Origin of the sequence: Caulobacter sp. Root487D2Y, from assembly GCF_001427165.1 — a bacterium.
Classification (GTDB): domain Bacteria; phylum Pseudomonadota; class Alphaproteobacteria; order Caulobacterales; family Caulobacteraceae; genus Caulobacter.
Window position 1 is genome coordinate 202,782 of the sequence record NZ_LMFD01000001.1, and the last position, 23,563, is coordinate 226,344.

The 23,563-nt window shown below is 68.1% G+C and carries 22 protein-coding genes; 11 read left to right on the forward strand and 11 right to left on the reverse strand.

The genetic code is table 11. The annotated features are described in order from the left end of the window. Positions 1 to 4 precede the first annotated feature (4 nt). Positions 5 to 400 (reverse strand): NtrZ family periplasmic regulatory protein, encoded by a 396-nt coding sequence (locus ASD38_RS00975; protein WP_235523737.1) that lies wholly within the window; start codon positions 398 to 400, stop codon positions 5 to 7. Positions 401 to 680: 280 nt separating this feature from the next. Here ASD38_RS00975 and ASD38_RS00980 point away from each other — a divergent pair, with 280 nt between their 5' ends. From ASD38_RS00980 to holA, 4 genes are all read left to right on the forward strand, one after another. After that, positions 681 to 1,208, forward strand: coding sequence for a DUF3576 domain-containing protein (locus ASD38_RS00980; RefSeq protein ID WP_156390516.1), 528 nt, complete (start codon positions 681 to 683; stop codon positions 1,206 to 1,208). A gap of 152 nt (positions 1,209 to 1,360) precedes the next feature. Further along, complete coding sequence (gene leuS / locus ASD38_RS00985; RefSeq protein ID WP_056456828.1) at positions 1,361 to 3,946, forward strand: leucine--tRNA ligase; 2,586 nt, start codon at positions 1,361 to 1,363, stop codon at positions 3,944 to 3,946. Positions 3,947 to 3,949: 3 nt separating this feature from the next. Beyond that, the gene (gene lptE, locus ASD38_RS00990) at positions 3,950 to 4,465 is read left to right on the forward strand and encodes an LPS assembly lipoprotein LptE (RefSeq protein WP_056436886.1); all 516 of its coding nucleotides are present in this window, start codon (positions 3,950 to 3,952) and stop codon (positions 4,463 to 4,465) included. 69 nt (positions 4,466 to 4,534) lie between these two features. Continuing rightward, positions 4,535 to 5,587, forward strand: coding sequence for a DNA polymerase III subunit delta (gene holA / locus ASD38_RS00995; RefSeq protein WP_056436882.1), 1,053 nt, complete (start codon positions 4,535 to 4,537; stop codon positions 5,585 to 5,587). 243 nt (positions 5,588 to 5,830) lie between these two features. Here the strand turns inward: holA and ASD38_RS01000 are convergent, their stop codons facing one another. The 6 genes from ASD38_RS01000 to ASD38_RS01025 form a co-directional block, all read right to left on the reverse strand. Continuing rightward, the gene (locus ASD38_RS01000) at positions 5,831 to 6,724 is read right to left on the reverse strand and encodes a ParB/RepB/Spo0J family partition protein (RefSeq protein WP_056456831.1); all 894 of its coding nucleotides are present in this window, start codon (positions 6,722 to 6,724) and stop codon (positions 5,831 to 5,833) included. An 86-nt stretch (positions 6,725 to 6,810) separates the two neighbouring features. Then, positions 6,811 to 7,623, reverse strand: a complete 813-nt coding sequence (locus tag ASD38_RS01005) for a ParA family protein (protein ID WP_056436876.1) — start codon at positions 7,621 to 7,623, stop codon at positions 6,811 to 6,813. Further along, positions 7,607 to 8,272: a 16S rRNA (guanine(527)-N(7))-methyltransferase RsmG gene (gene rsmG / locus ASD38_RS01010; protein ID WP_056456832.1), complete on the reverse strand. Its 666-nt coding sequence runs from the start codon at positions 8,270 to 8,272 to the stop codon at positions 7,607 to 7,609. Before rsmG ends, ASD38_RS01005 begins: the two co-directional genes overlap by 17 nt. Further along, positions 8,272 to 10,128 (reverse strand): tRNA uridine-5-carboxymethylaminomethyl(34) synthesis enzyme MnmG, encoded by a 1,857-nt coding sequence (mnmG, locus tag ASD38_RS01015; protein WP_056456836.1) that lies wholly within the window; start codon positions 10,126 to 10,128, stop codon positions 8,272 to 8,274. Before mnmG ends, rsmG begins: the two co-directional genes overlap by 1 nt. 167 nt (positions 10,129 to 10,295) lie before the next feature. Next, positions 10,296 to 11,639: a tRNA uridine-5-carboxymethylaminomethyl(34) synthesis GTPase MnmE gene (gene mnmE / locus ASD38_RS01020; protein ID WP_056456838.1), complete on the reverse strand. Its 1,344-nt coding sequence runs from the start codon at positions 11,637 to 11,639 to the stop codon at positions 10,296 to 10,298. Next, the gene (locus ASD38_RS01025) at positions 11,636 to 11,893 is read right to left on the reverse strand and encodes a DUF6489 family protein (protein ID WP_056456842.1); all 258 of its coding nucleotides are present in this window, start codon (positions 11,891 to 11,893) and stop codon (positions 11,636 to 11,638) included. The genes mnmE and ASD38_RS01025 overlap by 4 nt, the downstream gene beginning before the upstream one ends. 115 nt (positions 11,894 to 12,008) lie before the next feature. Here ASD38_RS01025 and ASD38_RS01030 point away from each other — a divergent pair, with 115 nt between their 5' ends. Beyond that, positions 12,009 to 12,707, forward strand: a complete 699-nt coding sequence (locus tag ASD38_RS01030) for a dienelactone hydrolase family protein (RefSeq protein WP_056456845.1) — start codon at positions 12,009 to 12,011, stop codon at positions 12,705 to 12,707. A gap of 5 nt (positions 12,708 to 12,712) precedes the next feature. Beyond that, a complete protein-coding gene (locus ASD38_RS01035; RefSeq protein WP_056456848.1) occupies positions 12,713 to 13,678 on the forward strand; it encodes a quinone oxidoreductase family protein in 966 nt (321 codons plus the stop codon). Between the two features lie 1,197 nt (positions 13,679 to 14,875). Here ASD38_RS01035 and rho read toward each other — a convergent pair. From rho to hemE, 4 genes are all read right to left on the reverse strand, one after another. Further along, positions 14,876 to 16,240, reverse strand: coding sequence for a transcription termination factor Rho (gene rho, locus ASD38_RS01040; RefSeq protein ID WP_442856941.1), 1,365 nt, complete (start codon positions 16,238 to 16,240; stop codon positions 14,876 to 14,878). Between the two features lie 329 nt (positions 16,241 to 16,569). Then, a complete protein-coding gene (locus tag ASD38_RS01045) occupies positions 16,570 to 17,037 on the reverse strand; it encodes a CopD family protein (protein ID WP_082554611.1) in 468 nt (155 codons plus the stop codon). Further along, complete coding sequence (gene hemH, locus ASD38_RS01050; protein WP_056458205.1) at positions 17,034 to 18,086, reverse strand: ferrochelatase; 1,053 nt, start codon at positions 18,084 to 18,086, stop codon at positions 17,034 to 17,036. Before hemH ends, ASD38_RS01045 begins: the two co-directional genes overlap by 4 nt. A gap of 5 nt (positions 18,087 to 18,091) precedes the next feature. Further along, entirely contained in the window at positions 18,092 to 19,120 is a 1,029-nt protein-coding gene (gene hemE, locus ASD38_RS01055) for a uroporphyrinogen decarboxylase (protein WP_056456851.1), read from the reverse strand. A 455-nt stretch (positions 19,121 to 19,575) separates the two neighbouring features. Here hemE and ASD38_RS01060 point away from each other — a divergent pair, with 455 nt between their 5' ends. From ASD38_RS01060 to dnaQ, 5 genes are read left to right on the forward strand one after another with little or no spacing between them, the layout of a single operon-like run. Beyond that, a complete protein-coding gene (locus tag ASD38_RS01060) occupies positions 19,576 to 20,478 on the forward strand; it encodes a pyruvate, water dikinase regulatory protein (protein ID WP_056436839.1) in 903 nt (300 codons plus the stop codon). Continuing rightward, on the forward strand, positions 20,475 to 21,083 hold the full coding sequence (locus tag ASD38_RS01065; protein WP_056436836.1) for a Maf family protein: 609 nt from the start codon (positions 20,475 to 20,477) through the stop codon (positions 21,081 to 21,083). The genes ASD38_RS01060 and ASD38_RS01065 overlap by 4 nt, the downstream gene beginning before the upstream one ends. Beyond that, on the forward strand, positions 21,080 to 21,967 hold the full coding sequence (aroE, locus tag ASD38_RS01070) for a shikimate dehydrogenase (RefSeq protein WP_056456854.1): 888 nt from the start codon (positions 21,080 to 21,082) through the stop codon (positions 21,965 to 21,967). The genes ASD38_RS01065 and aroE overlap by 4 nt, the downstream gene beginning before the upstream one ends. After that, positions 21,964 to 22,587, forward strand: coding sequence for a dephospho-CoA kinase (gene coaE, locus ASD38_RS01075; RefSeq protein WP_056436830.1), 624 nt, complete (start codon positions 21,964 to 21,966; stop codon positions 22,585 to 22,587). Before aroE ends, coaE begins: the two co-directional genes overlap by 4 nt. 6 nt (positions 22,588 to 22,593) lie before the next feature. Beyond that, positions 22,594 to 23,310 (forward strand): DNA polymerase III subunit epsilon, encoded by a 717-nt coding sequence (dnaQ, locus tag ASD38_RS01080; RefSeq protein WP_056436827.1) that lies wholly within the window; start codon positions 22,594 to 22,596, stop codon positions 23,308 to 23,310. Positions 23,311 to 23,563 lie beyond the last annotated feature (253 nt).

A 23,563-nucleotide genomic window follows, 5' to 3' on the forward strand; every position in this document is an offset into this window, starting at 1 on the left:
AAGTCTAGAACTTGAACGCGGTTTCCAGCTTCACCCGCGGCGCGGGCTCCTGGATCTCGTTCCTGCGGGCCGCCAAAGCGGGGTTCTGGTCGCCCAGGGCCACGGCGCCGCCGACGCGGATCGACGGGGTGACGCTGTAATAGGCCCCGGCCTGCACGTCCTTGGCCTCCATCTCGCGGCCCACGGGCTGTTCGAGATCGAGCTTGAGGCCCCACTTGCCCTTCTTGTCGTCCCACTTCAGGGACTTCTTCGGGCCTTGCGTCGGGTTGAACGGGGCGATCGGGGTCGGATTGCCGAAATCGCTCTTCACGGCGAAGTCGGGCGCGGCCGTGCGCGGCTTGCTCTGGGCATAGGTTGCCGAAGCCGATCCCATCAGGATCAGCGCGGCGGCCCCTGCCATGAAATACCGTGCGGCGAACATATTACTCGAACCCAATCCCAACCCGGCCTCGATAGAGTCAAACCCTATATAGGAGCGGGCTCCCTGAACATCGATTAAAGACCCTAGTACAACGCGGTCAACCGTAGTTGGATTGGACTCAGGGTCGCGGGAGTCGATTCAAGCGGCGCCTGTGGCGGTCCTGCCACGCGATTCCTGTTTTGACCCAGCGCGACCATGCTATAGACCGGCTTCCGGCTGCGGGGGCGCGCCAGGTCGCGCGAAAGCGCCGGGTGATACATTGGAGCGAGGTACTATGGCGTTTGAGCGTGGGTCGGTGTTGCGCGGCGTCGCCGCTGGCGTTCTGGCGTTGACCGTTCTGACCGGGGTTTCAGCCTGTGGCGGCAACAAGGGCGGCGGCCAGTTCACGACCCAAAGCGATGAACCGGGGTTCAATCCCTTCAAGGGCCGTGGCGGCGGCAAGGCCGCGCCGCAAGCCGGGGCGATCGGCGTCAACGGCTTCCTGTGGCGCGCCAGCCTGGACACCCTGGCCTTCATGCCCCTGGCCTCGGCCGATCCCTACGGCGGCGTGATCGTCACCGACTGGTACACCAATCCGGAAAAGCCGGACGAGCGCTTCAAGGCGACGGTCTACATCCTGGACACCCGTCTGCGCGCCGACGGCCTGAACGTGACGATCTTCAAGCAGGTCAAGGACGCCGGCGGCGGCTGGGTCGACAGCGCCGCCACCGAACAGACGGCGACCGACGTCGAAAACGCCATCCTGACCCGCGCCCGTCAGCTTCGACTTTCCAACATCAAGAACTAGGCTTTCGCCGCAGTTCTTCGCGGGAGCCCTTTGTCCTGGCGACAAAAGGCTCCCGTTCGCACTTTTAGAAGCGCGCCGAGGCCGCGAAACCGCTTAAGACTTCCGCGGAGCGCGCCCAAAAGCGTCGTCCTCCGCACGAACAGTCTGGTTTCATGGCCCGCTACAATCCCAAAGACACCGAGCCGAAGTGGCGCGCCGCCTGGGCGAACGCCAACACCTTCCTGACGCCGGTCACGCCTGACGCGCGTCCGAAGTACTACGTGCTCGAGATGTTCCCCTACCCGTCGGGGCGCATCCACATGGGCCATGTGCGCAACTACGCCATGGGCGACGTCGTGGCCCGCTACAAGCGCGCCCAGGGCTTCAACGTGCTGCACCCGATGGGTTGGGACGCCTTCGGCATGCCGGCCGAGAACGCCGCCATGGAACGCGGCGTCCACCCCAAGGGCTGGACCTACGACAATATCGCCGCCATGCGCGAGCAGCTGAAGGCCCTGGGCCTGTCGGTCGACTGGTCGCGCGAGTTCGCCACCTGCGACCCGGAATATTACGGCAAGCAGCAAGCCTGGTTCCTGCGCCTGCTGAAGCGCGGCCTGGTCTATCGCAAGGAGGCCTCGGTCAACTGGGACCCGGTCGACATGACCGTCCTGGCCAACGAGCAGGTGATCGACGGCAAGGGCTGGCGCTCGGGCGCGACCGTGGAGAAGCGCAAGCTGACCCAGTGGTTCCTGCGCATCACCGACTACGCCGACGCGCTGATCGACGGCCTGAAGACCCTGGACCGCTGGCCCGAAAAGGTCCGGATCATGCAGGAGAACTGGATCGGCCGGTCCAAGGGCCTGCGGTTCACCTTCAAGTTCGCCGGCAAGGCTCCCGCCGGCCACGCTGACGGCCTGGAGGTCTACACCACCCGCCCCGACACCCTGTTCGGCGCCAGCTTCGTCGGGATCGCCCCCGAACACCCGCTGGCCGAGCAGCTGGCGGCGGCCGACCCAGCCGTGGCCGCTTTCGTCGCCGAATGCCGCAAGGGCGGCACGTCGGAAGCCGACATCGAGGGCGCCGAAAAGCTGGGCCGCGACACCGGCCTGCGCGTGGTCCATCCGCTGGACCCGACCCAGACCCTGCCGGTCTGGATCGCCAACTTCATCCTGATGGACTACGGCACGGGCGCGATCTTCGCCTGCCCGGCCCATGATCAGCGCGACCTGGACTTCGCCCGCAAGTACGACCTGCCGGTGCTGCCCGTGGTGCTGCCGCCGGGCGAGGACGCCGCGAGCTTCCAGGTCGGCAAGGAGGCCTACGTCGGGCCCGGCGCGATCTTCAATTCCAAATTCCTGGACGGCCTGGACGTCGAGGCCGCCAAGACCGAGGCGGTCAACCGCATCGAGGCCATGGACCAGGGCCAGGGCGCCACCGTCTATCGCCTGCGCGACTGGGGCGTTTCGCGCCAGCGCTATTGGGGCTGCCCGATCCCGGTCATCCACTGCTCCGCCTGCGGACCGGTCGGCGTGCCGGAAGACCAGCTGCCGGTGGTGCTGCCCGACGACGTGGCCTTCGACAAGCCGGGCAACCCGCTGCTGCGCCATCCGACCTGGCGCCACACCACCTGCCCCAGCTGCGGCGGCAAGGCCGAGCGCGAGACCGACACGCTGGACACCTTCGTCGACAGCTCGTGGTACTTCGCCCGCTTCACCGATCCGACCGCCGCCGAGCCCATCAGCAAGGCCGCCGCCGATCACTGGATGCCCGTCGACCAATATATCGGCGGCGTCGAGCACGCGGTGCTGCACCTGCTGTACGCCCGCTTCATCACCCGTGCCCTGAAGGACGAGGGGCTGGTCTCGGTGGAGGAGCCGTTCGCCGGCCTGTTCACCCAGGGCATGGTCACCCACGAGGCCTACAAGAACGCGGCCGGCGAATGGGTCGAGCCCTCGGACGTGGTCATCGCCGTCGAAGGCAATAGCCGCTCGGCCAAGCACGCGGCGACCGGCGAGCCGATCGTCATCGGCGACATCGAGAAGATGTCCAAGTCCAAGAAGAACGTCGTCGCCCCCGAGGACATCTTCGAGGCCTACGGCGTCGACGCCGCGCGCCTGTTCGTGATGAGCGACAGCCCGCCCGAGCGCGACGTGCAATGGACCAACAGCGGCGTCGAGGGCTCCTGGCGCTTCACCCACCGGGTCTGGAACGAGTTCGAAAGCCAGCCGGCCGGCGATTTCGCCCACGACGAGGCCGACGCGGCCGCCCTGGCCCTGCGCAAAGGCGCCCACCGGCTGATCGGCTTCGTGACGGACTCAATCGAGGGCTTCCGCTTCAACAGCGGCGTGGCGCGCCTGTACGAGTTCCTGAACATGCTGAAGGCCGCCCCGGCCGAGAACGCCACCCACGGCGTCCTGGCGGCCCGCGCCGAGGCCCTCGAGATCCTGGCGCGCCTGATCTCGCCCTTCACGCCCCACCTGGCCGAGGAGGCCTGGGCGCAGCTGGGCAAGAGCGGCATGGTCGTCGATGCGCCCTGGCCCAAGGCGGATCCCGCCCTGGCCGCCGACGACGAGCGCGTGCTGCCCATTCAGATCAACGGCAAGCGCCGCGGCGAGATCAAGGTCAAGGCCGGCGCCGCCGAAGCCGAGGTCGAGAAAATCGCGCTGGCGGACGCCGCCGTCATGGCCCACCTTGAGGGCCTGACCGTTCGCAAGGTGATCGTGGTGAAAGACCGTATCGTCAACATCGTGGCCGGCTGATCCATGACGCGCTTTTCGCTCCTTTCCAAAGCCCTTCCCGCCGCCCTTTTCGCCGTCGTGGCCCTGAGCCTGTCGGCCTGCGGCTTCACGCCCCTGTACGGCCCCCAGTCGGTCACCAAGGGACTCAGCGCCATAGAGGTGGTCGCACCGCCTGGACGCGCCGGCTATCTGCTGCGCGAGAAGTTGGACGACGCCTTCGCCCGCGACGTCAACGTGCTGCCATCCCACCGGCTGATCTACACCATCAGCGAGCAGCGCTACGCGCGCGGCGTCCGCGTCGACAACGTCGCCAACCGCTATGAGTTGAGCCTGACCGCCTCGTGGCAGCTGATGGACTCCAAGACCGGAAATCCCGTGCGGTCGGGCGTCACCAGCGCCGCGGTGACCTACGACTCGGCCGACCAGCCCTATTCCTCCATCGCCGCCCAGGAGGACAGTCAGGAACGCGCCGCGACCGAGCTGGCCCGCCGGATCCAGATGGAACTGGCCACCTGGCTCGCGGGCAAGGCCAAGGCTTAAGGTCTCGATCTTGTTTTCGCGCGTCCTCTTCACGCGAACCGGCTTTCACTTCGCTCGAGCACGCTGGCCATGATCCTGTCGAAACGACCGGACATCGAACGCTTCCTGCGGGACCCGGCCGCCGACATCCGCGCCGTGGTCATCTACGGCCGCGACCGCGGGGTGGTGCGTGACCGCGCCGACCAGCTGGCCAACAAGCTGTTCGCGCGCCCCGACGATCCGTTCGACACCGCCCAGCTGACGGAAAGCGACCTGGACAGCCAGGCCGGCAAGCTCGAGGACGAGCTTTCGGCCCTGTCGATGATGGGCGGCCGGCGGCTGGTGCGTCTGCGGCTGACCGGCGAGAAGGGCGGTCCCGACAAGCAGGCGGCCGAGGCCCTCACCCGCCACGTCGAGGGCCAGCTGAACCCGGACGCCTTCTTCCTGATCGAGGCCGGCCCCCTGGGCCGCGACTCCACCCTGCGCAAGGTCGCCGAAAAGGCCGCCGGCGCGGCGGTGATCCCCTGCTACGAGGACGAGGCCGGCGACCTGGCCCGTCTGGCCCGCGAGACCCTGGCCAAGGACAAGGTCAGCCTGAACGGCGAGGCCATGGACCTGTTCGTCTCGCGCCTGCCCAAGGAGCGCGGCGTGGCGCGCGCCGAAATCGAGCGGCTGGCGCTCTATCTGAACCCCGGCAGCGGCGTCGTGGCCACGCCGGCCGATCTGACCGACTTTCTGGGCGTCGAGCCCGAGGCTTCGCTGGGCGACGCCGCCATCGACGCCTTCGGCGGACGCGTGGGTCCCGCCCAGGCCGGCCTGCGCCGCGCCGCCGCCGAGGGCGAGGGCGGACCCGCCGCCGTGCGGGCCATGGGCTATCACCTGGGCCGGCTGCGCCGCACCCTGACCCTGCACAAGAACGGCGTCGACCTGGCGGCCGCCGCCAAGGCCTCCGGCGTGTTCTGGAAGAGCGAGCGCGAGTTCCTGCGCCAGGCCCGGGCCTGGACCCTGGATCAGCTGCTGGTGGTCCAGGCCGAGGTGCTGGCGGCCGACAAGGCCTGCAAGACCTCCGGCTCTCCCGACCAGCTGATCTCCGAGCGCCTCGCCCTGCAGATCGCCGGCAAGGCCCGGCGGCTGGGTCTCTAGCGCGGCTCGACAGGCGAGTCGGCGGCTTCGTCAAACCGCCAGCAGCTTCATCCACAGGAATTTGCCGAATCCAGCCTTTGGAGGGGCCGACCGAATTTTCAGCCTATATCGCCATTTCCCTTTGGATTTCAGCGCCTTGTCGGAAACTCCGCGCCCAGGCGGCCTCAATTCTGGCGAACAGCTCGACCAGGGATACGGACGAGCCCCATTCTGCGCGCGACAGAGGACCCTCAAGGACGCCCTCTAGTGGCCGCGCGTCAGCCGGTTGCAGAGATCGTCCAACTGCTCGAGCGTCGCGTAGCGGATGGTCAGGGCGCCGGTCCCGCCGCGATGATCGATCTCGACGTCGAGGCCGAGCACCGACGACAGGTCGGCCTCCAGCGCCTGGGTGTCGGTGTCCTTGGTCCGAGGCGGACGGCCGCCGCTCGACTTGGCGCGAACCTCGCCGTCGGCGGTCGGCGCGCGGCGGGCCAGGGCCTCGGCGTCGCGAACCGACAGACCCTTGTCGATGACCTCGCGCGCCAGGGCGGCCGGGTCGGGCACATTGGCGATGGCGCGGGCGTGGCCGGCGGTCATCTCGCCCGAGGTCACATAGTGCTGGACCGAGTCCGGCAGCGACAGCAGGCGCAGGGTGTTGGCCACGTGGCTGCGGCTCTTGCCCACGGTCTGGGCGATCACTTCCTGGGTCTGGCCGAACTTCTCGATCAGCACCTTGTAGCTCAGCGCCTCTTCGATCGCGTTGAGGTCGGCGCGTTGGACGTTCTCGATGATGCCGATCTCCAGCACCGCCAGGTCGTCCAGCTCGCGGATCATGATCGGGATGGTCTTCAGGCCGGCGCGCTGGGCGGCCCGCCAGCGGCGCTCGCCGGCGACGATCTGGTACTCGCCCGAGGCGCCCGGCGCCGGACGCACCAGGATCGGCTGCAGCACGCCCTTCTCGCGGATCGAGTCCGCGAGTTCTACCAGGTCTTCCTCTCGGAAGGTCCGACGCGGCTGTTCGGGATTGCGGCGGATCAGCTCGATCGGAGCCTCGCGCGAACCGCCGCTGGTGTCGCCCGGAGCCTGGGCAGGCGCGGAATCGACTTCGCCGAGCAGGGCGGAAAGCCCGCGACCCAGACCACGACGACCTTCAGACATCCCCGGCTCTCCCACCACGACCGACTCCCTCACGCGCTCAACACTCAATTTCGACAATGACTTGGATGGTTATCCTCAGACGGTGCTCAAGCCGCCTGGGAAAGCCTCGACTTCTCGCGGCTGATCACCTCGCGCGCCAGCCGCAGATAGGCCTGGCTGCCGGCGCATTTGAGGTCGTAGAGCAGCACGGGCTTGCCGAAGGACGGGGCCTCGGACACCCGGACGTTGCGCGGTATGACCGCGTCATACACCTTGTCGCCGAAGTGTTGCCGGACATCCTTGGCCACCTGGTCCGACAGGCTGTTGCGGCGATCGTACATGGTCAGCACCACGCCCTGGATCTCCAGCTTGGGATTGAGGCTGCCGCGCACCCGCTCGATGGTCCGCATCAGCTGGGTCAGGCCTTCCAAGGCGAAGAACTCGCACTGCAGCGGCACGAACACCGCGTCGGCGGCGGTCATGGCGTTGACGGTCAGCACGTTCAGGGACGGCGGGCAGTCGATCAGCACATAGGTGTAGGGACCGTTGGCGCGCAGGGGCTCCAGCGCGTCGCGCAGGCGGTAGGAACGGCGCGCCTGTTGGCCCAGCTCGATCTCGACGCCCGACAGGTCGGCGTCGGCGGGGATCACCTCCAGGCCCGGAAGCTCGGTCTTGACCGCGGCGTCGATCACCGGCGCCTCGCCCATCAGCACGTCGTACAGGGTGGTGCGGCGCTGCAGGCGGGTGATGCCCAGGCCGGTCGAGCAGTTGCCCTGAGGATCCGCGTCGATCAGCAGCACGCGCTCGCCGCAGGCCGCCAGGGCGGTGCCCAGATTGATCGCGGTCGTGGTCTTACCCACCCCGCCCTTCTGGTTGGCGATGGCGAGAACGCGCAGCGGTTGGTCAGACTTTACGGACACTCTTAAGCCCCTTCACTTGCACGATCTGGCCTCGCGGGTCGCTCAGGGATGGCCGCAGGGTCGACTCGAATTTCCAATATGTAGCGGCCTCGGCCAGCTCAGAAGCGACATCTTGTCCCTTCAGGAACCAGCCGATCGCGCCGCGCTTCAGGTAGGGCTGGGCGTACCCGAGCAGTCTGACCATCGGCGCGCAGGCCCGCGCGGTCACGACGTCGACCTTCAGGTCCAGCTCTTCGGCGCGGGCGTTGTGGATCTCGACGGGCAAGTCCAGATCGTCGGCCACGGCCCGCAGGAACTTGCAGCGCTTGGCCATGCTCTCGACCAGGTGAACCTTGGCGCCCGGCGTGTCCTTCAGCAGGATCGCCAGCACCACGCCGGGCAGGCCGGCGCCGGCCCCCAGGTCGGCCCAGGTCTTGGCGTCGGGGGCCAGCCGCAGCAGCTGGGCGCTGTCCCAGGCATGGCGGTTCCAGTAGGTGGCGATCGTCGCCGGGCCCACCAGGTTCATCACCGCGTTCCACTCGGCCAACAGGGTCTGGAAGCGGGTCAGGTCGGCCAATTGCGCGTCGGTGCAGCCCGTCAGCCGCTGGAAGGCGGCGGCGTCGACCGGGTCCAGGTCCTCGATGACCAGGGGCGAAGCGACAGCCGACATCAAGCGGCCTTCGCGCGGCGGACGTGGGCCAGCAAGGCCGTCAAGGCGCCCGGCGTCACGCCCTCGATCCGGGCCGCCTGGCCCAGGGTCAGGGGCTTCACCCGCGCCAGCTTCTCGCGCACCTCGTTCGACAGGCTGCCAACCAGGCCGTAGTCGAGATCGGCCGGCAGGCGCAGGTCCTCTTCCTTGCGGAAGGCCTCGGCGTCGTTGCGCTGGCGGTCGAGATAGCCGGCATAGGCCGCCTCGATCTCGATCTGCTCGCGGGCCATGCCGCTCCACGCTGAAATCTCCGGCCATACCGAAGTCAGGCCGTCGAGGGTGACGTCGGGCAGGGCCAGCATGGCCAGGACGTCGCGACGCTGGCCGTCGTGATTGACCTTGAAGCCGGCGCGATTGGCCTCGGCCGGGGTCAGGGTCACCGAACGGGCGAAGGCGCGGACGGTCTCCAGCTCGGCCTTCTTGGCGGCCCAGGCCTCGGCCCGGACCGGACCCACCACGCCCAGGTCCAGACCCTTGTCGGTCAGGCGCTGGTCGGCGTTGTCGGCCCGCAGGATCAGGCGGAACTCGGCGCGGCTGGTGAACATCCGATACGGCTCGGTGACGCCCCGGGTGACCAGGTCGTCGATCATCACGCCGATATAGGCCTCGTCGCGAGCGAAGACGGCGGGCTCCCGGCCCCGCGCCGCCAGCGCCGCGTTGAGCCCGGCCATCAGGCCCTGGGCGCCGGCTTCCTCGTAGCCCGTCGTGCCGTTGATCTGGCCCGCCAGGTAGAGCCCGGGCAGACGCTTGGTCTCCAAGGTCGGGTAGAGCTCGCGAGGGTCGACATAGTCATACTCGATCGCATAGCCGTACCGGATGACCTCGACGTTCTCGAGGCCCGGCATGGTGCGCAGGAACAGCAGCTGGGTTTCGGCCGAGACCGAGGTCGAGACGCCGTTCGGATAGACCGTGTCGTCGTCCAGGCCTTCCGGCTCCAGGAACACCTGGTGGCTGGTCTTGTCGGCGAAGCGGACGACCTTGTCCTCGATCGACGGGCAATAGCGCGGGCCGATCCCGGTGGCGCGGCCGCCATAGACCGCCGACTCGCCCAGGCGCTCGGCGATGATCTTGTGGGTTTCGGCCGTGGTGTAGGTGATGCCGCACTGGATCTGCGGCACGTCCACGTGGGTCGTCAGGAACGAGAACGGCTCGGGCTGTTCGTCGGCGGCCTGCATCTCCAGGCGGTCCCAGGCGATGGTCTTGCCGTCCAGGCGGGCGGGCGTGCCGGTCTTCAGGCGGCCCATGTCGAAGCCGAGGGCGTAGAGCCGGTCCGACAGGCCGATCGACGGCGCGTCGCCGACCCGGCCGGCCGAGATGCGGGTCTCGCCCTGGTGGATGACGCCCTTCAGGAAGGTGCCGGTGGTCAGGACCACACGTGAAGCGCGGTAGACCCCGCCCTCCCCGTCGATCACCCCGGCCACGACGCCGTCCTCGACGATCAGGTCCTCGGCCGCGGCGGCGATCACGTCGAGGTTCGGATAGGCGAACAGCTCGGCCTGCATGGCCTGGCGATAGAGCTTGCGGTCGATCTGCGAGCGCGGGCCGCGCACGGCGGGGCCCTTTGAACGGTTCAGCAGGCGATACTGGATGCCGGCCTTGTCGCCCATCCGGCCCATCAGGCCGTCCAGGGCGTCGATCTCGCGGACCAGGTGGCCCTTGCCCAGGCCGCCGATCGCCGGATTGCACGACATCTCGCCGACGGTCTCGCGCTTGTGGGTCAGCAGCAGGGTGCGCGCGCCGGCGCGGGCCGACGCGGCGGCGGCCTCACAGCCGGCGTGACCGCCGCCGATGACAATGACATCCCAAGTGTTGGACAAGCTTGCGCGCCTCGAATGCGAACGCCCCCGTCTCGGCGGGGGCGTATTAGCCTTATACGCGAGACTCCCCGCAGCGGCGAGTCGGTCACGGGTGTTTCACGTGAAACACGCCCGAGACATCTGTGATCAGCCTGTGGACAGTTCAAGCCGATGTTTCACGTGGAACATCACTTCCCGATGCAGAAGCTTGAAAACACTCGATCGAGCACATCCTCGGGATCGATGCGGCCCGTGATCCGCGACAGGGACCGCGCGGCCAGGCGAACATCCTCGGCGGCGAGTTCGACTTCCAGCCCCACGTCGGAAAGGGCGCGCTGGAGATAGGTGCGCGCCTCGGTCAGGCTTTCGGCATGGCGGATCCGGGTGGCGGCCGGAAACTCGGCCCCGGACAGGGCCTGGATCACATGAGCGGTCAACGCCGCCCTCGCCTGCTCCGCGCCGCCGGGCTTGCGGGCCGCCAGTTCGATCACCGCCAACCCACGGGCCGACAGAACCTCGCGCAGTTCAGCCAGCCGAACGGCGTCGACCAGGTCGGTCTTGTTGACCATCGCCCAGTCTCCAGGCTGAACGACATCCAGTTCCTCGTCCTGTTTCACGTGGAACATCGCGGCGTCGACGACCCAGAGCCGCAGATCCGCCTCGGCCGCCCAGGCCCGCGCACGGCGCACGCCCTCGGCCTCGATCGTGTCTTCCGTCGTCCGCAAACCGGCCGTGTCGGCCAGCAGGGTCTTGTAGCCGCCCAGGGTCAGCGGGACCTCGATGATGTCGCGGGTCGTGCCCGGCGTGGAGGTGACGATGGCCGCGTCACGCTCAGCCAGGGCGTTCAGCAGGGTGCTCTTGCCGGCGTTCGGGGCGCCGACCAGGGCGATGCGGTAGCCGTCCCGGACCCGACGGCCCCGTGAGGCGTCCGCCAGGGCGGCGCCGATCTCGGCCTCCAGGGCCTCCAGGCCCGGGCGGGCGCGGGCGGCCACGTCCTCGGGCAGCTCTTCGTCCGGGAAGTCGACCGCCGCCTCGAGCATGGCCAGGGCCTGGACCAGCAGCCCGCGCCAGGCGTCGTAGCGCTGGCTCAGCGCCCCACCCAGCTGGCCCAGCGCCTGGCGACGCTGGGCTTCGGTCTCGGCGTCGATCAGGTCGGCCACGCCCTCGGCCTGGGTCAGATCCAGCTTGCCGTTCTCGAAGGCGCGGCGCGTGAACTCGCCCGGCTCGGCCAGGCGCAGTCCCTCGGCGGCCAAGGCTTCGAGCAGCGCCTCGACCACGGCCCGTCCGCCGTGCACGTGAAACTCCGCGGCGTCCTCGCCGGTATAGCTGGCCGGCCCCTGGAACCAGAGCACCAGGGCGTCGTCCAGGGCGATCCCCTCGCGGGTCAGCCGGCGCAGGGCCGCGCGGCGCGGCTTGGGCAGATCACCCGCCAGGGCCCGCACGGCGTCGGCGGCGCGCGGTCCGGAAACCCGAACCACGGCCACGGCCGCCCTGCCCGCGCCCGTGGCCGGCGCGTAGATCGTGTCGTTCATTCGGTCTTGCCGCCCATGCCCCCGACAGCCGCCCCGGCCGCCGCGGTCATCAGTTTGCGGAATTGGTCCTGGGCCCCGGCCCCGAACGCCATCCAGTTCTTCATCAGCTCCTCGGGCGCCAGCATGGCCATGTTGGAGGTCATCCGCTCCTGCATTTCCTTGACCAGATGATCGTTCAAGGCGCTCACATCCGGCAGGCCAAGGAAGGCGCGGGCCTCCACCGGCGTGCAGTCAATCTCAATGGTCATCTTCATGATCTGGGGTTCCCTGCCGCAGGGGCACGATATTGTTATGCCCTGACCGCATCGGCGCACGTTAGAGCGCTTCGGTCGAAAGTCCCATCGACGCCTGCTGGATACGGAGAGCCCCATGTCCGAGACCCTCACGATTACCACCCCCGACGGCGCCTTTTCGGCCTATGTGGCGCGCCCGGCAACCTCGGCCCCCGCTCCGGCCGTCGTCGTCATCCAGGAGATCTTCGGCGTCAACAAGGTGATGCGCGACGTCTGCGACGGCCTGGCCGCCCAAGGCTTTATCGCCGTATGCCCCGACCTGTTCTGGCGCATCGAGCCGGGCATCGACATCACCGACCAGAGCGAAGCGGAGTGGAAGCGGGCGTTCGAGCTCTACAACGCCTTCGACGTCGACGCCGGCGTCTCGGACATCGCCGCGACCATCGCCGCCGTCCGCGCCCTGCCCGGCGTCAACGGCAAGGTCGGCGCCGTCGGCTACTGCCTGGGCGGCCTGCTGGCCTTCCTGACGGCGACCCGCACCGACGCCGACGCCAGCGTTTCCTACTACGGCGTCGGGACCGACAAGCATGTGGCCGAGGCCGAGAAGCTGGCCCGCCCCCTGCTGATGCACATCGCCGAGGAGGACCAGTTCGTCCCGAAGGAGGCCCAGAAGATCATCCTCGACGCGCTGAAGGATCACCCGCAGATCGAGATCCATAGTTATCCGGGCCGCGACCACGCCTTCGCCCGGGTCGGCGGCGCGCACTACGACGCGGCGGACGCCGGTAGGGCCAACGCCCGCAGCCTGGCCTTCTTCAAGTCCAACCTGGCCTGACCGTCATGCTGGCCATACAAGCCGTCCGCACCGGCGGTCCCGAAGTGCTCGAGGCCGTCGATCTCCCCGTCCCCGCCCCCGGTCCGGGCCAGGTCCTGATCCGCCACCAGGCCGTGGGCCTGAACTTCATCGACACCTATCACCGCGGCGGCCTCTATCCGATGAAGATGCCGGCGGTCCTGGGGCTGGAAGCGGCCGGGATCGTCGAGGCGCTGGGCGACGGCGTCACCCGGTTCAAGGTCGGCGATCGGGTCGCCTATAACGGCACGCTGGGCGCCTATGCCCAGGCGGCCGTGGTCCCGGCCGACCGCGCCGTGAAGGTCCCGGACGGGGTCAGTCTGGAGACCGCCGCGGCCGTCCTGCTCAAGGGCATGACCGCCGAGTTCCTGGTCCGGCGCTGCCACAAGGTCGAACCCGGTCAGACCGTGCTCATCCACGCGGCGGCCGGCGGCGTCGGTTCGATCCTGGTGCAGTGGGTCAAGGCGCTGGGCGCGACCGTGATCGCCACGGTCGGCTCGGAGGCCAAGGCCGCTCTGGCGCGCGATCACGGCGCCGATCATGTCATCCTCTACGGCCAGGAAGACGTCGCCGCCCGGGTGATGGAGATCACCGGCGGCCAGGGCGTGGCCGTGGTCTATGACGGGGTCGGCAAGGACACCTTCGAGGCCAGCCTCAAGAGCCTGGGTCGTCGCGGCGTGCTGGCCACCTTCGGCAACGCCTCGGGTCCGGCGCCGGCGATCGCGCCGCTGGAGCTGGGGTCCAAGTCTCTGTTCCTGACCCGGCCGCGCCTGTTCGACTACATCGTCACGACGGCCGAGCTGGACGAGAGCGCCGCGGCGCTGTTCGCGGTGCTGGCGTCCGGCGCGGTGAAGATCGAGGTCGGGCAGACGTTCCCGTTGGCCGACGCCCGGGCGGCGCACGAGGCGCTGGAGGGGCGGCGGACGACGGGGGCGACTCTGTTGATTCCGTAAGTTGCGGATGGGGACATGCACTCATGCCCCAGCTCTGGCCGGATTGCAGAGGGCTTGCCGTGAGTGCGTGTCCCCAACTGATCCGCTGAGCTTGCCGGCCTTGGAACGGGGCAGTCTGGATGCGTCGTGGATGTCGTTGGGGACACGCACTCATCCCACGGTCGGGGTCGATTGGCGGAGGCCTTGGCATGAGAGCATGTCCCCGGCGGGGATCGGGCCGCGTCCATCCCCGCCAGCGCCGAGAGAAACCTGAACGATCCCAACGCCCAGAAAAATAATCAGCGTCACAAGTCCTCGGCGTTCAAACCGCCCGCATACTAAACCCGTCTCCATCACGGGGAGGGCTCTTGGTACCGGCCCAAGCAGGCGATGGAGGTGGAACCGAGCGGGGCCGCCTGGCCTTGGCGATCGGATCGCGTTTGGCGGCGGGGCTCAGAAGGCTCCAAGGCCCGGCGAGGACGATGGCGGGACAGGCGGGGTGACGGGGCCGGNCCCAAGCAGGCGATGGAGGTGGAACCGAGCGGGGCCGCCTGGCCTTGGCGATCGGATCGCGTTTGGCGGCGGGGCTCAGAAGGCTCCAAGGCCCGGCGAGGACGATGGCGGGACAGGCGGGTTGACGGGGCCGGGAGTTCAAACCGGCCTGTTCCAGGATCAGTCGGAGTCGCCGACGGCCCCTTCCGGGCGACTTTGATCCTGCCCGCCCGAGGGGAAATGTCGACCGGGATGAAACAAGCCCTCAGTCGCCGTCCCTAGAGAAGAACGGTTTCGCGGAGCGGTCAGGTCTAGCCGAAACGCACACTCAAACTCACGGTCATCCGGGCTGGGCCCGGACCGCTCCGCGCCTCCCCATCNGAGAAGAACGGTTTCGCGGAGCGGTCAGGTCTAGCCGAAACGCACACTCAAACTCACGGTCATCCGGGCTGGGCCCGGACCGCTCCGCGCCTCCCCATCATCCTTTCGGGCCATCCCGAAAGGCGACGAAGCCGTGCGTCCAAGGTCCTCCCCCTGTGGGGGAGGTGTCGGCGAAGCCGACGGAGGGGGAGTATTCGGAAGATGGCCGCGACAAGGATCGACGATTCCACACCTCCCCCCGCCGATCGCTTCGCGATCGCCTCCCCCACAGGGGGAGGAGCTACATGCAAAAAGGGCGGCTGGATTGCTCCAGCCGCCCTTCCTGTTTCACGTGAAACACCAAGCTTAAGTGTTCATGCTCTGGAAGAAATCGCCGTTGGTCTTCGACTGACGCATCTTCTCCAGCAGGAACTCGATCGCGTCCGAGGCGCCCATCGGGTTGAGGATGCGGCGAAGGACGTAGGTCTTCTGCAGCTGGTCCTTCGGGGTGATCAGCTCTTCCTTGCGGGTGCCCGACTTCAACACGTCGATGGCCGGGAAGATGCGCTTGTCGGCGACCTTGCGGTCCAGGACGATTTCCGAGTTACCGGTGCCCTTGAACTCTTCGAAGATCACTTCGTCCATCCGGCTGCCGGTATCGATCAGGGCGGTGGCGATGATCGACAGCGAGCCGCCCTCCTCGACGTTGCGCGCCGCGCCGAAGAAGCGCTTGGGGCGCTGCAGGGCGTTGGCGTCGACACCGCCGGTCAGCACCTTGCCCGACGACGGGACGGTGGTGTTGTAGGCGCGGCCTAGACGGGTGACCGAGTCCAGCAGGATGACGACGTCGCGCTTGTGCTCGACCAGGCGCTTGGCCTTTTCGATGACCATCTCGGCCACCTGCACGTGACGGGTCGCCGGCTCGTCGAAGGTCGAGGCGATGACCTCGCCCTTCACCGTGCGCTGCATGTCGGTGACTTCTTCCGGGCGCTCGTCGATCAGCAGGACGATCAGATAGCACTCGGGGTGGTTGGTCTCGATCGACTTGGCGATGTTCTGCAGCATCACCGTCTTGCCGACCCGCGGCGGGGCGACGATCAGGCAGCGCTGACCCTTGCCCAGCGGGGCGACGATGTCGATGACCCGGCCCGAGCGATCCTTGATGGTCGGATCGGGCAGTTCCATGTGCAGGCGCTCTTCGGGATAGAGCGGCGTCAGGTTGTCGAAGTGGACCTTGTGCTTGACGTTGTCCGGGCTCTCGAAATTGATCTTCGAAACGCCAGTCAGGGCGAAGTAGCGTTCGCCTTCGCGCGGCGAGCGGATGGCGCCCTCGATGGTGTCGCCGGTGCGCAGGCCGAACTTGCGGATCTGCGAGGGCGAGACGTAGATATCGTCCGGACCCGGAAGATAGTTGGCTTCCGGCGAGCGCAGGAAGCCAAAGCCGTCCTGCACCACTTCCATGGTCCCGGAGCCTGAGATCTCCACGCCTTCCTCGGCGAGGGTCTTCAGGATCGCGAACATCATGTCCTGCTTGCGCATGGAGTTGGCGTTCTCGACCTCGAAGGTCTCGGCGAAGGCCAGCAGGTCGGCCGGGGATTTCTCCTTCAGCTCCTGCAGGGACATGGTCTTCAGACCCATGGCCGCAACGGTGGCGCTCACCTCGGATTCGTCGTCGCCGGCGTCGTCGCCTTGCGGGTCGACCGAGGCGGCCAGGGTGGTCGTGTCGACCATGGGCTCTTCGGCCTCGTTGGCGGTCTCGGTCTGGTTTTCGGTTTGGTCGGTCATAGTGACACTCAACGTCGCTCGGCCCGCGAAACCGCGAGCCGGGCCTTGGTTCTAAAAACGGACTCGTCGCGGTGAGGCGGCGAGCGGGTCGCGCCATGACGACGGCGCGTATCGATCAGGGGAACAGACCTTCGAAGCGAGAGGCTCCGGGGGCGCGTCAGGACGAGCGCCGGTCCGTAAAAGGCGGGAACGGGCCGCGAGGCGACCTGTCTGTCTGGATGGGAACCACAAGCGGCCCCGCCGGTCAAGCGAAGCCGCCGGTGGTTCACGCCGGCCTAGTGGCCCAGAAACTTCGTCGTCACCGACAGAACGATGACGATGGCCGCCAGGAAAGGCAGCTCATTGGTCATCCGCCAGAACTTCTCCGACCGGGTGTTGGTCCCGGCGGCGAAGCGCCTGCGCGCCCTGGACATGAAACCGTGCCAGCTGAACAGGAACAGCAGGGCCGCGATCTTGGTCAGGGCCCAGGGCTTCAGGTAGAAGTCCGCGCCCAGGCGCTGGATGTCGATCATCGCCAGCAGCAGGCCCATCAGCAGGGCCAGGATCATCGCCGGATTGATGATGATCCGCAGGGTCCGAAGTTCGGCCAGCTTGAACACCGCGTCCATGTCCGAGCCGGGCTGGGCCTTCATGTGATAGACGAACAATCGCGGCAGGATCAGCATGCCGGCGATCCAGGCCATCACGAAGATGATGTGCAGCCCGCGGATCAGGTCGAAATGCGGGGCCAGAAAATCGATCACGCCGAAGCTCCCTGCTTGTTCGGACATTGGGTGCGGTCGCCGCCGCAGCGCCAGGCGCAGGCGGTGACCAGGCGCTCAGGCGCGCCGAGCACGCCCTGGACGGCGCGGCCCAGGCCCGCGATGAAGCCAGGGGCCACGCCCAGGGCCGGCACGCGGACATAGACCGGACACCCGGCCTCGAAGGCCACCTGGCGATATTCGTGATCCAGCTCGACCAGGGTCTCGATGTGCTCGGAGACGAAGGCGATCGGCGTCACGATCAGGGCCAGGCCCTGTTGGCTGGCGGCGCGGATCTCGTCCTCGGTCGAGGGCCCGATCCACTTCATCGGCCCGACCCGGCTCTGATAGGTGACCCGCCAGTCCCAGCCTTCGCCGAGCTTGGCGGCCACCGCCGCGGCCGTGGCCTCGATCTGTTGCTGATAGGGATCGCCGCCCAGGATCACCTTCTCGGGCAGGCCATGGGCCGAGAACAACAGGCGCGCCGGACCCGGACGTCCGGCCTTGTCGTAGGCGGCCTTGATCAGATCGGCATGCGCCTGAACCAGGTCCTCGTTCACCGGATAGCAGCAGACCGTCGAGATCCGGCCTGGGCCCTTGCGATAGGCGCGCTTCCAGGCCTTCAGCGACGAACCGGTCGTGGTCGACGAATACTGCGGATAGAGCGGCAGCAGCACGACCTCGTCCGGGGCGAAGGCCTTCACGGCCTTGGCCGTCTGATCGGTGAGCGGCTTCCAGTAGCGCATGGCGATGAAGCAGCGGGTCTCGGCGTCCGGAAACCGCGCGGCCAGATCCGCCTCCAGCGCCTTGGCCTGCTTCTCGGTTTCCGGCAGCAAGGGCGAACCGCCGCCCATCAGGGCGTAGTTTTCCTTGGCCAGCTTGGCGCGCGTGCCGGCGATCAGGGCGGCGATCGGATAGCGCGCCACCGCCGGCAGGCCGATGATCGCCGGATCGCGGAACAGGTTGAACAGGAACGGTCGCACCGCGTCCGGCCCGTCGGGACCGCCCAGATTGAACAGGACGACGGCGATCTTGCGCCCCTTGCCCTTCAAGCTGGTCACTTGCCGGTGACCCGGGCCAGCACCGTCTCGACATGGGCGATTGGCGTATCCGGCAGGATGCCGTGACCCAGGTTGAAGATGTAGGGACCGTCGCCCCACTGTTCCAGAAGCTGGTCGACCCGCGCCAGCAGGGCGTCGCCGCCGGCCCGCAGCAGCAGGGGATCGAGCGCGCCCTGGATGGCCTTGGTCTTCTGGATGGACTGGCCCAGCGCCGCCGACGCCTGGGTGTCCAGCGCCACGCCCTGCACCGGCGCGACCCTGGCGTAGGTCTCCACCAGCGTCCCGGCCCCGCGGGGGAAGCCGATCACCGGCGTGGTCACGCCCTTGGCCCGCAGGCCCTCGACGATGGCGGTGTGAGGCTTGGTCACCAGGCGGTCGAACAGAGGCTCGGACAAGCCCTCGGCCCAACTCTCGAACAGCTTCAGCACCTGGGCGCCCGACGCGGCCTGCATGGCCAGGTAGTCGATGGTCGCGTCGACCAGCACCTGGATCAGGGCGTCCAGCTTCTCGGCGTTCTGGTAGGCGAAGGTCCGCGCGCCGGAGCGGTCGCTGGAGCCGCCCTCGATCATGTAGGTCGCCACGGTCCAGGGCGCGCCGGCGAAACCGATCAGCGCCCGCTCGGGCTCCAAGGCCGAGCGTACGCGGCTGAGCGTCTCGCCTACCGCGCCCAGCGCCTGGCCGGCCTGACCCGTCAGGTCGCGCATCGACTCGATGGACGGCAGTTCGCCCAGCTTGGGCCCCTCGCCCGCCTCGAACCAAACCTTCTGGCCCAGGGCCTGGGGGATCAGCAGGATGTCGGCGAAGACGATGGCCGCGTCGTAGGGAAACCGCCGCATCGGCTGCAGGGTCACCTCGGCGGCCTTCTCCGGGTTCAGGCAGAAATCGATGAAGGTCGGCTCGGTCGCGCGGACGGCCCGATACTCCGGCAGATAGCGTCCCGCCTGGCGCATGAACCACACGGGCGGACGTTCGGCCTTTTGGCCATCCAGGACGGAAAGGAGCTTGGGCTTTTCGAGCAAGGTCATGTCAGGCCTTAAATCCCGTCAGGCCCGTGGGCTCAAGCCCGTATCTCCCCGGAGGCCTTCTTCCCTTCTTCCTTCTCTCTTTAAGAAGATTTTAAGGAAGATTGTAGGAGATGGTGAGCAAGTGCCAAACGGGGAAAACCCGTGTGCGGCGCACCATGCCCCCCGTCCATCGCAAAACGATCCAAGCTCGACCCACATGTGGGCGCGGGCCTGTGAACTCTGGGGACAAGCCGCTAGAGCTTCGTAATTCCTAACGAAACGTTAAGATGGCTAACGGCGCCGTAACCATGAGCGTTTGCTCATCCCCGCCTTGGGGGAATCGGAAACGCACCGGCTGTGGAGGTCATCCGAGACTGGGGATTGTCCGGCATCAATGTGACCGTTTAACACAGGGTCAGTTCGACGCGCCGTAACGAGCCGGGATTCACCCCCGCTCATCCCCAGGGGCCAAGCCAGTGGTTAAGCAACCGTTAACGGATGATCCACAGGACACTGGGGTCCCCGAGGGCGAAAGAGCCGCGCCGCGCTTCGCGACCTACTTCCATATCCACCTGGTGTCGGACTCGACGGGCGAGACCCTGAACGCCATGGCCCGGGCCGTTTGCGCCCGTTTCACCGACATTCTGCCGATTGAACACATCTACGCCCTGGTCCGTTCCACGCGCCAGCTGGACCGGGCGCTGGAGGAGATCGCCGGCGCGCCGGGCGTTGTCATGCACACGATCATCGACCCGAACCTGCGCTCGGCCCTGGAGGAAGGCTGCCGGCGGTTGGAGATGCCCTGCATCGCCGCTCTTGACCCGGTGGTCAGCGCCATGTCGCGCTATCTGGGCGCGCGGATCTCCACCCGGGTCGGCGCCCAGCATGCGCTGAACAACGACTATTTCGACCGCATCGAGGCCCTGGACTACGCCATCGCCCATGACGACGGCCAGGGCGGCCAGGACCTGACCCAGGCCGACGTGATCTTGGTGGGCGTGTCGCGCACCTCCAAGACCCCGACCTGCATCTATCTGGCCCATCGCGGGGTGCGGGCCGCCAACGTGCCGCTGGTGCCGGGCCGCCCGCCGCCCGAGGAACTGTTCACCCTGAAGAACACCCTGATCGTCGGCCTGATGACCTCGCCCGAGCGGCTGATCCAGATCCGCCGCAACCGCCTGCTGTCGCTGAAGGAGAACCGCGAGAGCGACTATATCGACACCGACGCGGTGCGGCAGGAGATCATCAGCGCCCGCCGGCTGTTCGAGCGCCAGGGCTGGCCGATCATCGACGTCACCCGGCGGTCGGTCGAGGAGACGGCGGCGGCGATCATCAACCTGCTGTCGGGCGGCCGCGGCCAGGTCGAGGTGCTGGGATGACCTCATCTTCCCCCACCCCCGTCACGCTCGCCTCCAAGAGTTCGGCCCGCCAGGCGATCCTGCGCAACGCCGGCGTGGTGTTCGAGGCGGTGGGCTCGGGCGTCGACGAGGACGCCGCCAAGGCCGGCCTGCTGGCCGAAGGCGCCTCGCCGCGCGAAGTGGCCGACGCCCTGGCCGAGCTGAAGGCGTTCAAGGTCTCGACCAAGCGGCCCGGCCTGGTGATCGGTTCGGACCAGACGCTGGAGCTGGACGGGACGCTGCTCGACAAGGTCGACACCGTCGAGGCCGCCCGCGAGCGGCTGATCCAGCTGCGCGGCAAGGTCCACAAGCTGCACTCGGCCGTGGTCGTGGCCCGCGACGGCCGGCCGATCTGGCGGGTGGTCGAGACCGCCCAGCTGTCGGTTCGCCCGTTCAGCGACGCCTGGCTGGACGACTATCTGGAGCGCAACGGACCCGACGTCCTGTCCTCGGTCGGCTGCTACTTCCTCGAGGGCGAGGGCGTGCAGATGTTCGACCGCATCGACGGCGACTATTTCGCCATCCTCGGCCTGCCCGTCGTGGGCCTGTTCGATTTCCTGCGTCTTCACGGAGCCCTCCAGGCATGAGCGCTTCTCAAGACGTAAGAATTGGCGGAGCCGCGACCGTCGCCGGTGTTTGCGGCCAGCCGATCCGCCATTCGATGAGCCCGGTGATCCACAACGCCTGGATCGCCGCGGCCGGGCTGAACGCGGCATATGTCCCGTTCGCGCCGGGCGAGGACAATTTCGAGACCTTCGTCGAAGGCCTGCGGGGCGGCGCCATCCGGGGGCTCAACGTCACGATCCCGTTCAAGGAGCAGGCCCTGGCCTGCGCCGACCGCTGCAGCGACCTGGCCAAGCTGGCCGGGGCGGCCAACCTGCTGATCTTCGAGGCCGACGGGACGATCGTCGCCGACAACACCGACGGCCCGGGCCTGATCGGGGCCATCGCGGCCCAGGCGCCGGGCTTCGACCTGACCACCTCGCCGGTGGTGATCCTCGGCGCCGGCGGCGCGGCCCGGGGCGCGGCCGCCGCCCTGGCCCTGGCCGGGGCGCCGCGCGTCAGCATCGTCAACCGCACCTTCGTCCGGGCCGAAGCCATCGCCACCTCGATCGCCAAAGCCAAGGGGGGCATGGTCGAGGCCGCGTCGGAGGACGAGCTGGACGCCCTGCTGGCCCAGGCCGGCCTGGTGATCAACGCCACGTCGCTGGGTCTGGGCGGTGGCGCGGGCCCCGCCGCGCGGCTGGAGCTGACGCCGAAGAACGCCGTGGTCGTCGACATGGTCTACAAGCCCCTCCGCACCGAGTTCCTCCGCCGCGCCGAGGCGGCCGGCCGCCGCACGGTGGACGGACTGGAGATGCTGCTGCGCCAGGCGGTCCCCAGCTTCGAAGCCTTCTTCGGCGTGACGCCGCCGGCGGGGGTCGATGTCCGGGCCCTGGCCCTGGCCCAGCTCGGAGACGCCGCGACATGATCGTCCTGGGCCTGACCGGTTCGATCGGCATGGGCAAGTCGACGACGGCCAAGATGTTCGTCGAGGCGGGCGTGCCGGTCTACGATTCCGACGCGGCCGTCCATGCGCTCTACGCCGCCGGCGGGGCGGCGGTCGCGCCGGTCGAAGCGGCTTTTCCGGGGGTGGTGATCGACGGGGCCATCGACCGCGCTCGGCTCAGCGCCGCGGTGATGGGAAATCCCGAAGCCCTGGCTGTGCTGGAATCGATCGTCCACCCGCTGGTCGGCGCCCATCGCATCGGCTTTTTCGAGGACGCCCAGGCCAAGGGCGCCGACATCGTCGTGCTCGACATCCCCCTGTTGTTCGAAACCGGCGGCGAGAAAAAGGTCGACAAGGTCGTGGTCGTCTCTGCCCCCGCCGACATTCAGCGCCAGCGGGTCCTGGCCCGGCCGGGCATGGATCCCGCCAAGTTCGAGGCCATCCTGGCCCGCCAGACGCCGGACGCCGAAAAGCGGGCCCGGGCCGATTTCGTGATCGACACCGGCCGGGGCCTGGAGGCCGCCCGCGATCAGGTCCGCGACGTTCTGACTCGCCTTCGCGCCCCGGCCCCGCTTGAAGGCGGCGGCGAACAGGGTCATTGAAATCCGATGGCGCGGGAAATCATCCTCGATACCGAAACCACCGGCTTCGACCCCAAGACCGGCGACCGGCTGGTCGAAATCGGCTGCATCGAGGTGGTCGACTACATGCCCACCGGGCGGTCGTTCCACGAATATTGCGACCCGCTGCGCGACATGCCGGCCGAGGCCGAGAAGGTGCACGGCCTGTCGTCGGCCTTCCTGACCGGCAAGCCCAAGTTCCACGAGATCGCCGACAAGTTCCTGGAGTTCGTCGGCGACAGTCCGGTGATCGCCCACAACGCCGCCTTCGACCGCAGCTTCGTCAATTTCGAGCTGGAGAAATGCGGCCGCGCGCCCATCGTGGAGAGCAGCTGGGTCGACACCCTGGCCATGGCCAAGAAGCGCTTTCCGGGCATGTACAACTCGCTCGACGCGCTGTGCAAACGCTTCAAGATCAGCCTGGACAGCCGCGACAAGCACGGCGCCCTGATCGACGCCCACCTGCTGGCCGAAGTCTATCTCGAGCTGCAGGGCGGCAAGGAACGGGCCCTGGAACTGACCCAGGTGGTCGCCGTCACCGCCGTCTCGGCCGCCCGCGCCGGTTCGTACGGCGCCCGGCCCCGGCCGCTGGCCCCGCGCTCGACCGAGGAAGAACGCCAGATCCACGCCGCCTTCGTGCAGAAGAACCTCAAGGACAAGGCCGTTTGGATCCAGTTCGGCGTCGGGGTCGTGATCGAGGGCTGAGGCCCTCCGCCCCCTGTGGGGGCGGACAGACCGCGAAGCGGTCAGGTGGGGGCAAGTGTTCGCGGGCACGGCTTCGCAGGCTCATGCGATCTCTCGCTGAGGGGATGGAAAGGGTCGCGGAGCGCCGGACACCGTCCGGAGAACTTTGAACAAATACCGTTTCGACGAAGCCCGATCGCTCCGCGCGGTCGTTATCCGGAAGCCCGCGACGCTGAGCCTTTGTTAGGGCCTCGCCGCCTTGAAGCCTCCGACG

Bases quoted from the DNA above. Each gene is read 5' to 3' on its own strand.
- ASD38_RS00975 (WP_235523737.1), bottom strand. From the start codon at position 400: ATGGCAGGGGCCGCCGCGCTGATCCTGATGGGATCGGCTTCGGCAACC.
- leuS (WP_056456828.1), top strand. From the start codon at position 1,361: ATGGCCCGCTACAATCCCAAAGACACCGAGCCGAAGTGGCGCGCCGCC.
- lptE (WP_056436886.1), top strand. From the start codon at position 3,950: ATGACGCGCTTTTCGCTCCTTTCCAAAGCCCTTCCCGCCGCCCTTTTC.
- holA (WP_056436882.1), top strand. From the start codon at position 4,535: ATGATCCTGTCGAAACGACCGGACATCGAACGCTTCCTGCGGGACCCG.
- ASD38_RS01000 (WP_056456831.1), bottom strand. From the start codon at position 6,724: ATGTCTGAAGGTCGTCGTGGTCTGGGTCGCGGGCTTTCCGCCCTGCTC.
- rsmG (WP_056456832.1), bottom strand. From the start codon at position 8,272: ATGTCGGCTGTCGCTTCGCCCCTGGTCATCGAGGACCTGGACCCGGTC.
- mnmE (WP_056456838.1), bottom strand. From the start codon at position 11,639: ATGAACGACACGATCTACGCGCCGGCCACGGGCGCGGGCAGGGCGGCC.
- ASD38_RS01025 (WP_056456842.1), bottom strand. From the start codon at position 11,893: ATGAAGATGACCATTGAGATTGACTGCACGCCGGTGGAGGCCCGCGCC.
- ASD38_RS01030 (WP_056456845.1), top strand. From the start codon at position 12,009: ATGTCCGAGACCCTCACGATTACCACCCCCGACGGCGCCTTTTCGGCC.
- ASD38_RS01035 (WP_056456848.1), top strand. From the start codon at position 12,713: ATGCTGGCCATACAAGCCGTCCGCACCGGCGGTCCCGAAGTGCTCGAG.
- rho (WP_442856941.1), bottom strand. From the start codon at position 16,240: ATGGTCGACACGACCACCCTGGCCGCCTCGGTCGACCCGCAAGGCGAC.
- hemE (WP_056456851.1), bottom strand. From the start codon at position 19,120: ATGACCTTGCTCGAAAAGCCCAAGCTCCTTTCCGTCCTGGATGGCCAA.
- ASD38_RS01065 (WP_056436836.1), top strand. From the start codon at position 20,475: ATGACCTCATCTTCCCCCACCCCCGTCACGCTCGCCTCCAAGAGTTCG.
- aroE (WP_056456854.1), top strand. From the start codon at position 21,080: ATGAGCGCTTCTCAAGACGTAAGAATTGGCGGAGCCGCGACCGTCGCC.
- coaE (WP_056436830.1), top strand. From the start codon at position 21,964: ATGATCGTCCTGGGCCTGACCGGTTCGATCGGCATGGGCAAGTCGACG.
- dnaQ (WP_056436827.1), top strand. From the start codon at position 22,594: ATGGCGCGGGAAATCATCCTCGATACCGAAACCACCGGCTTCGACCCC.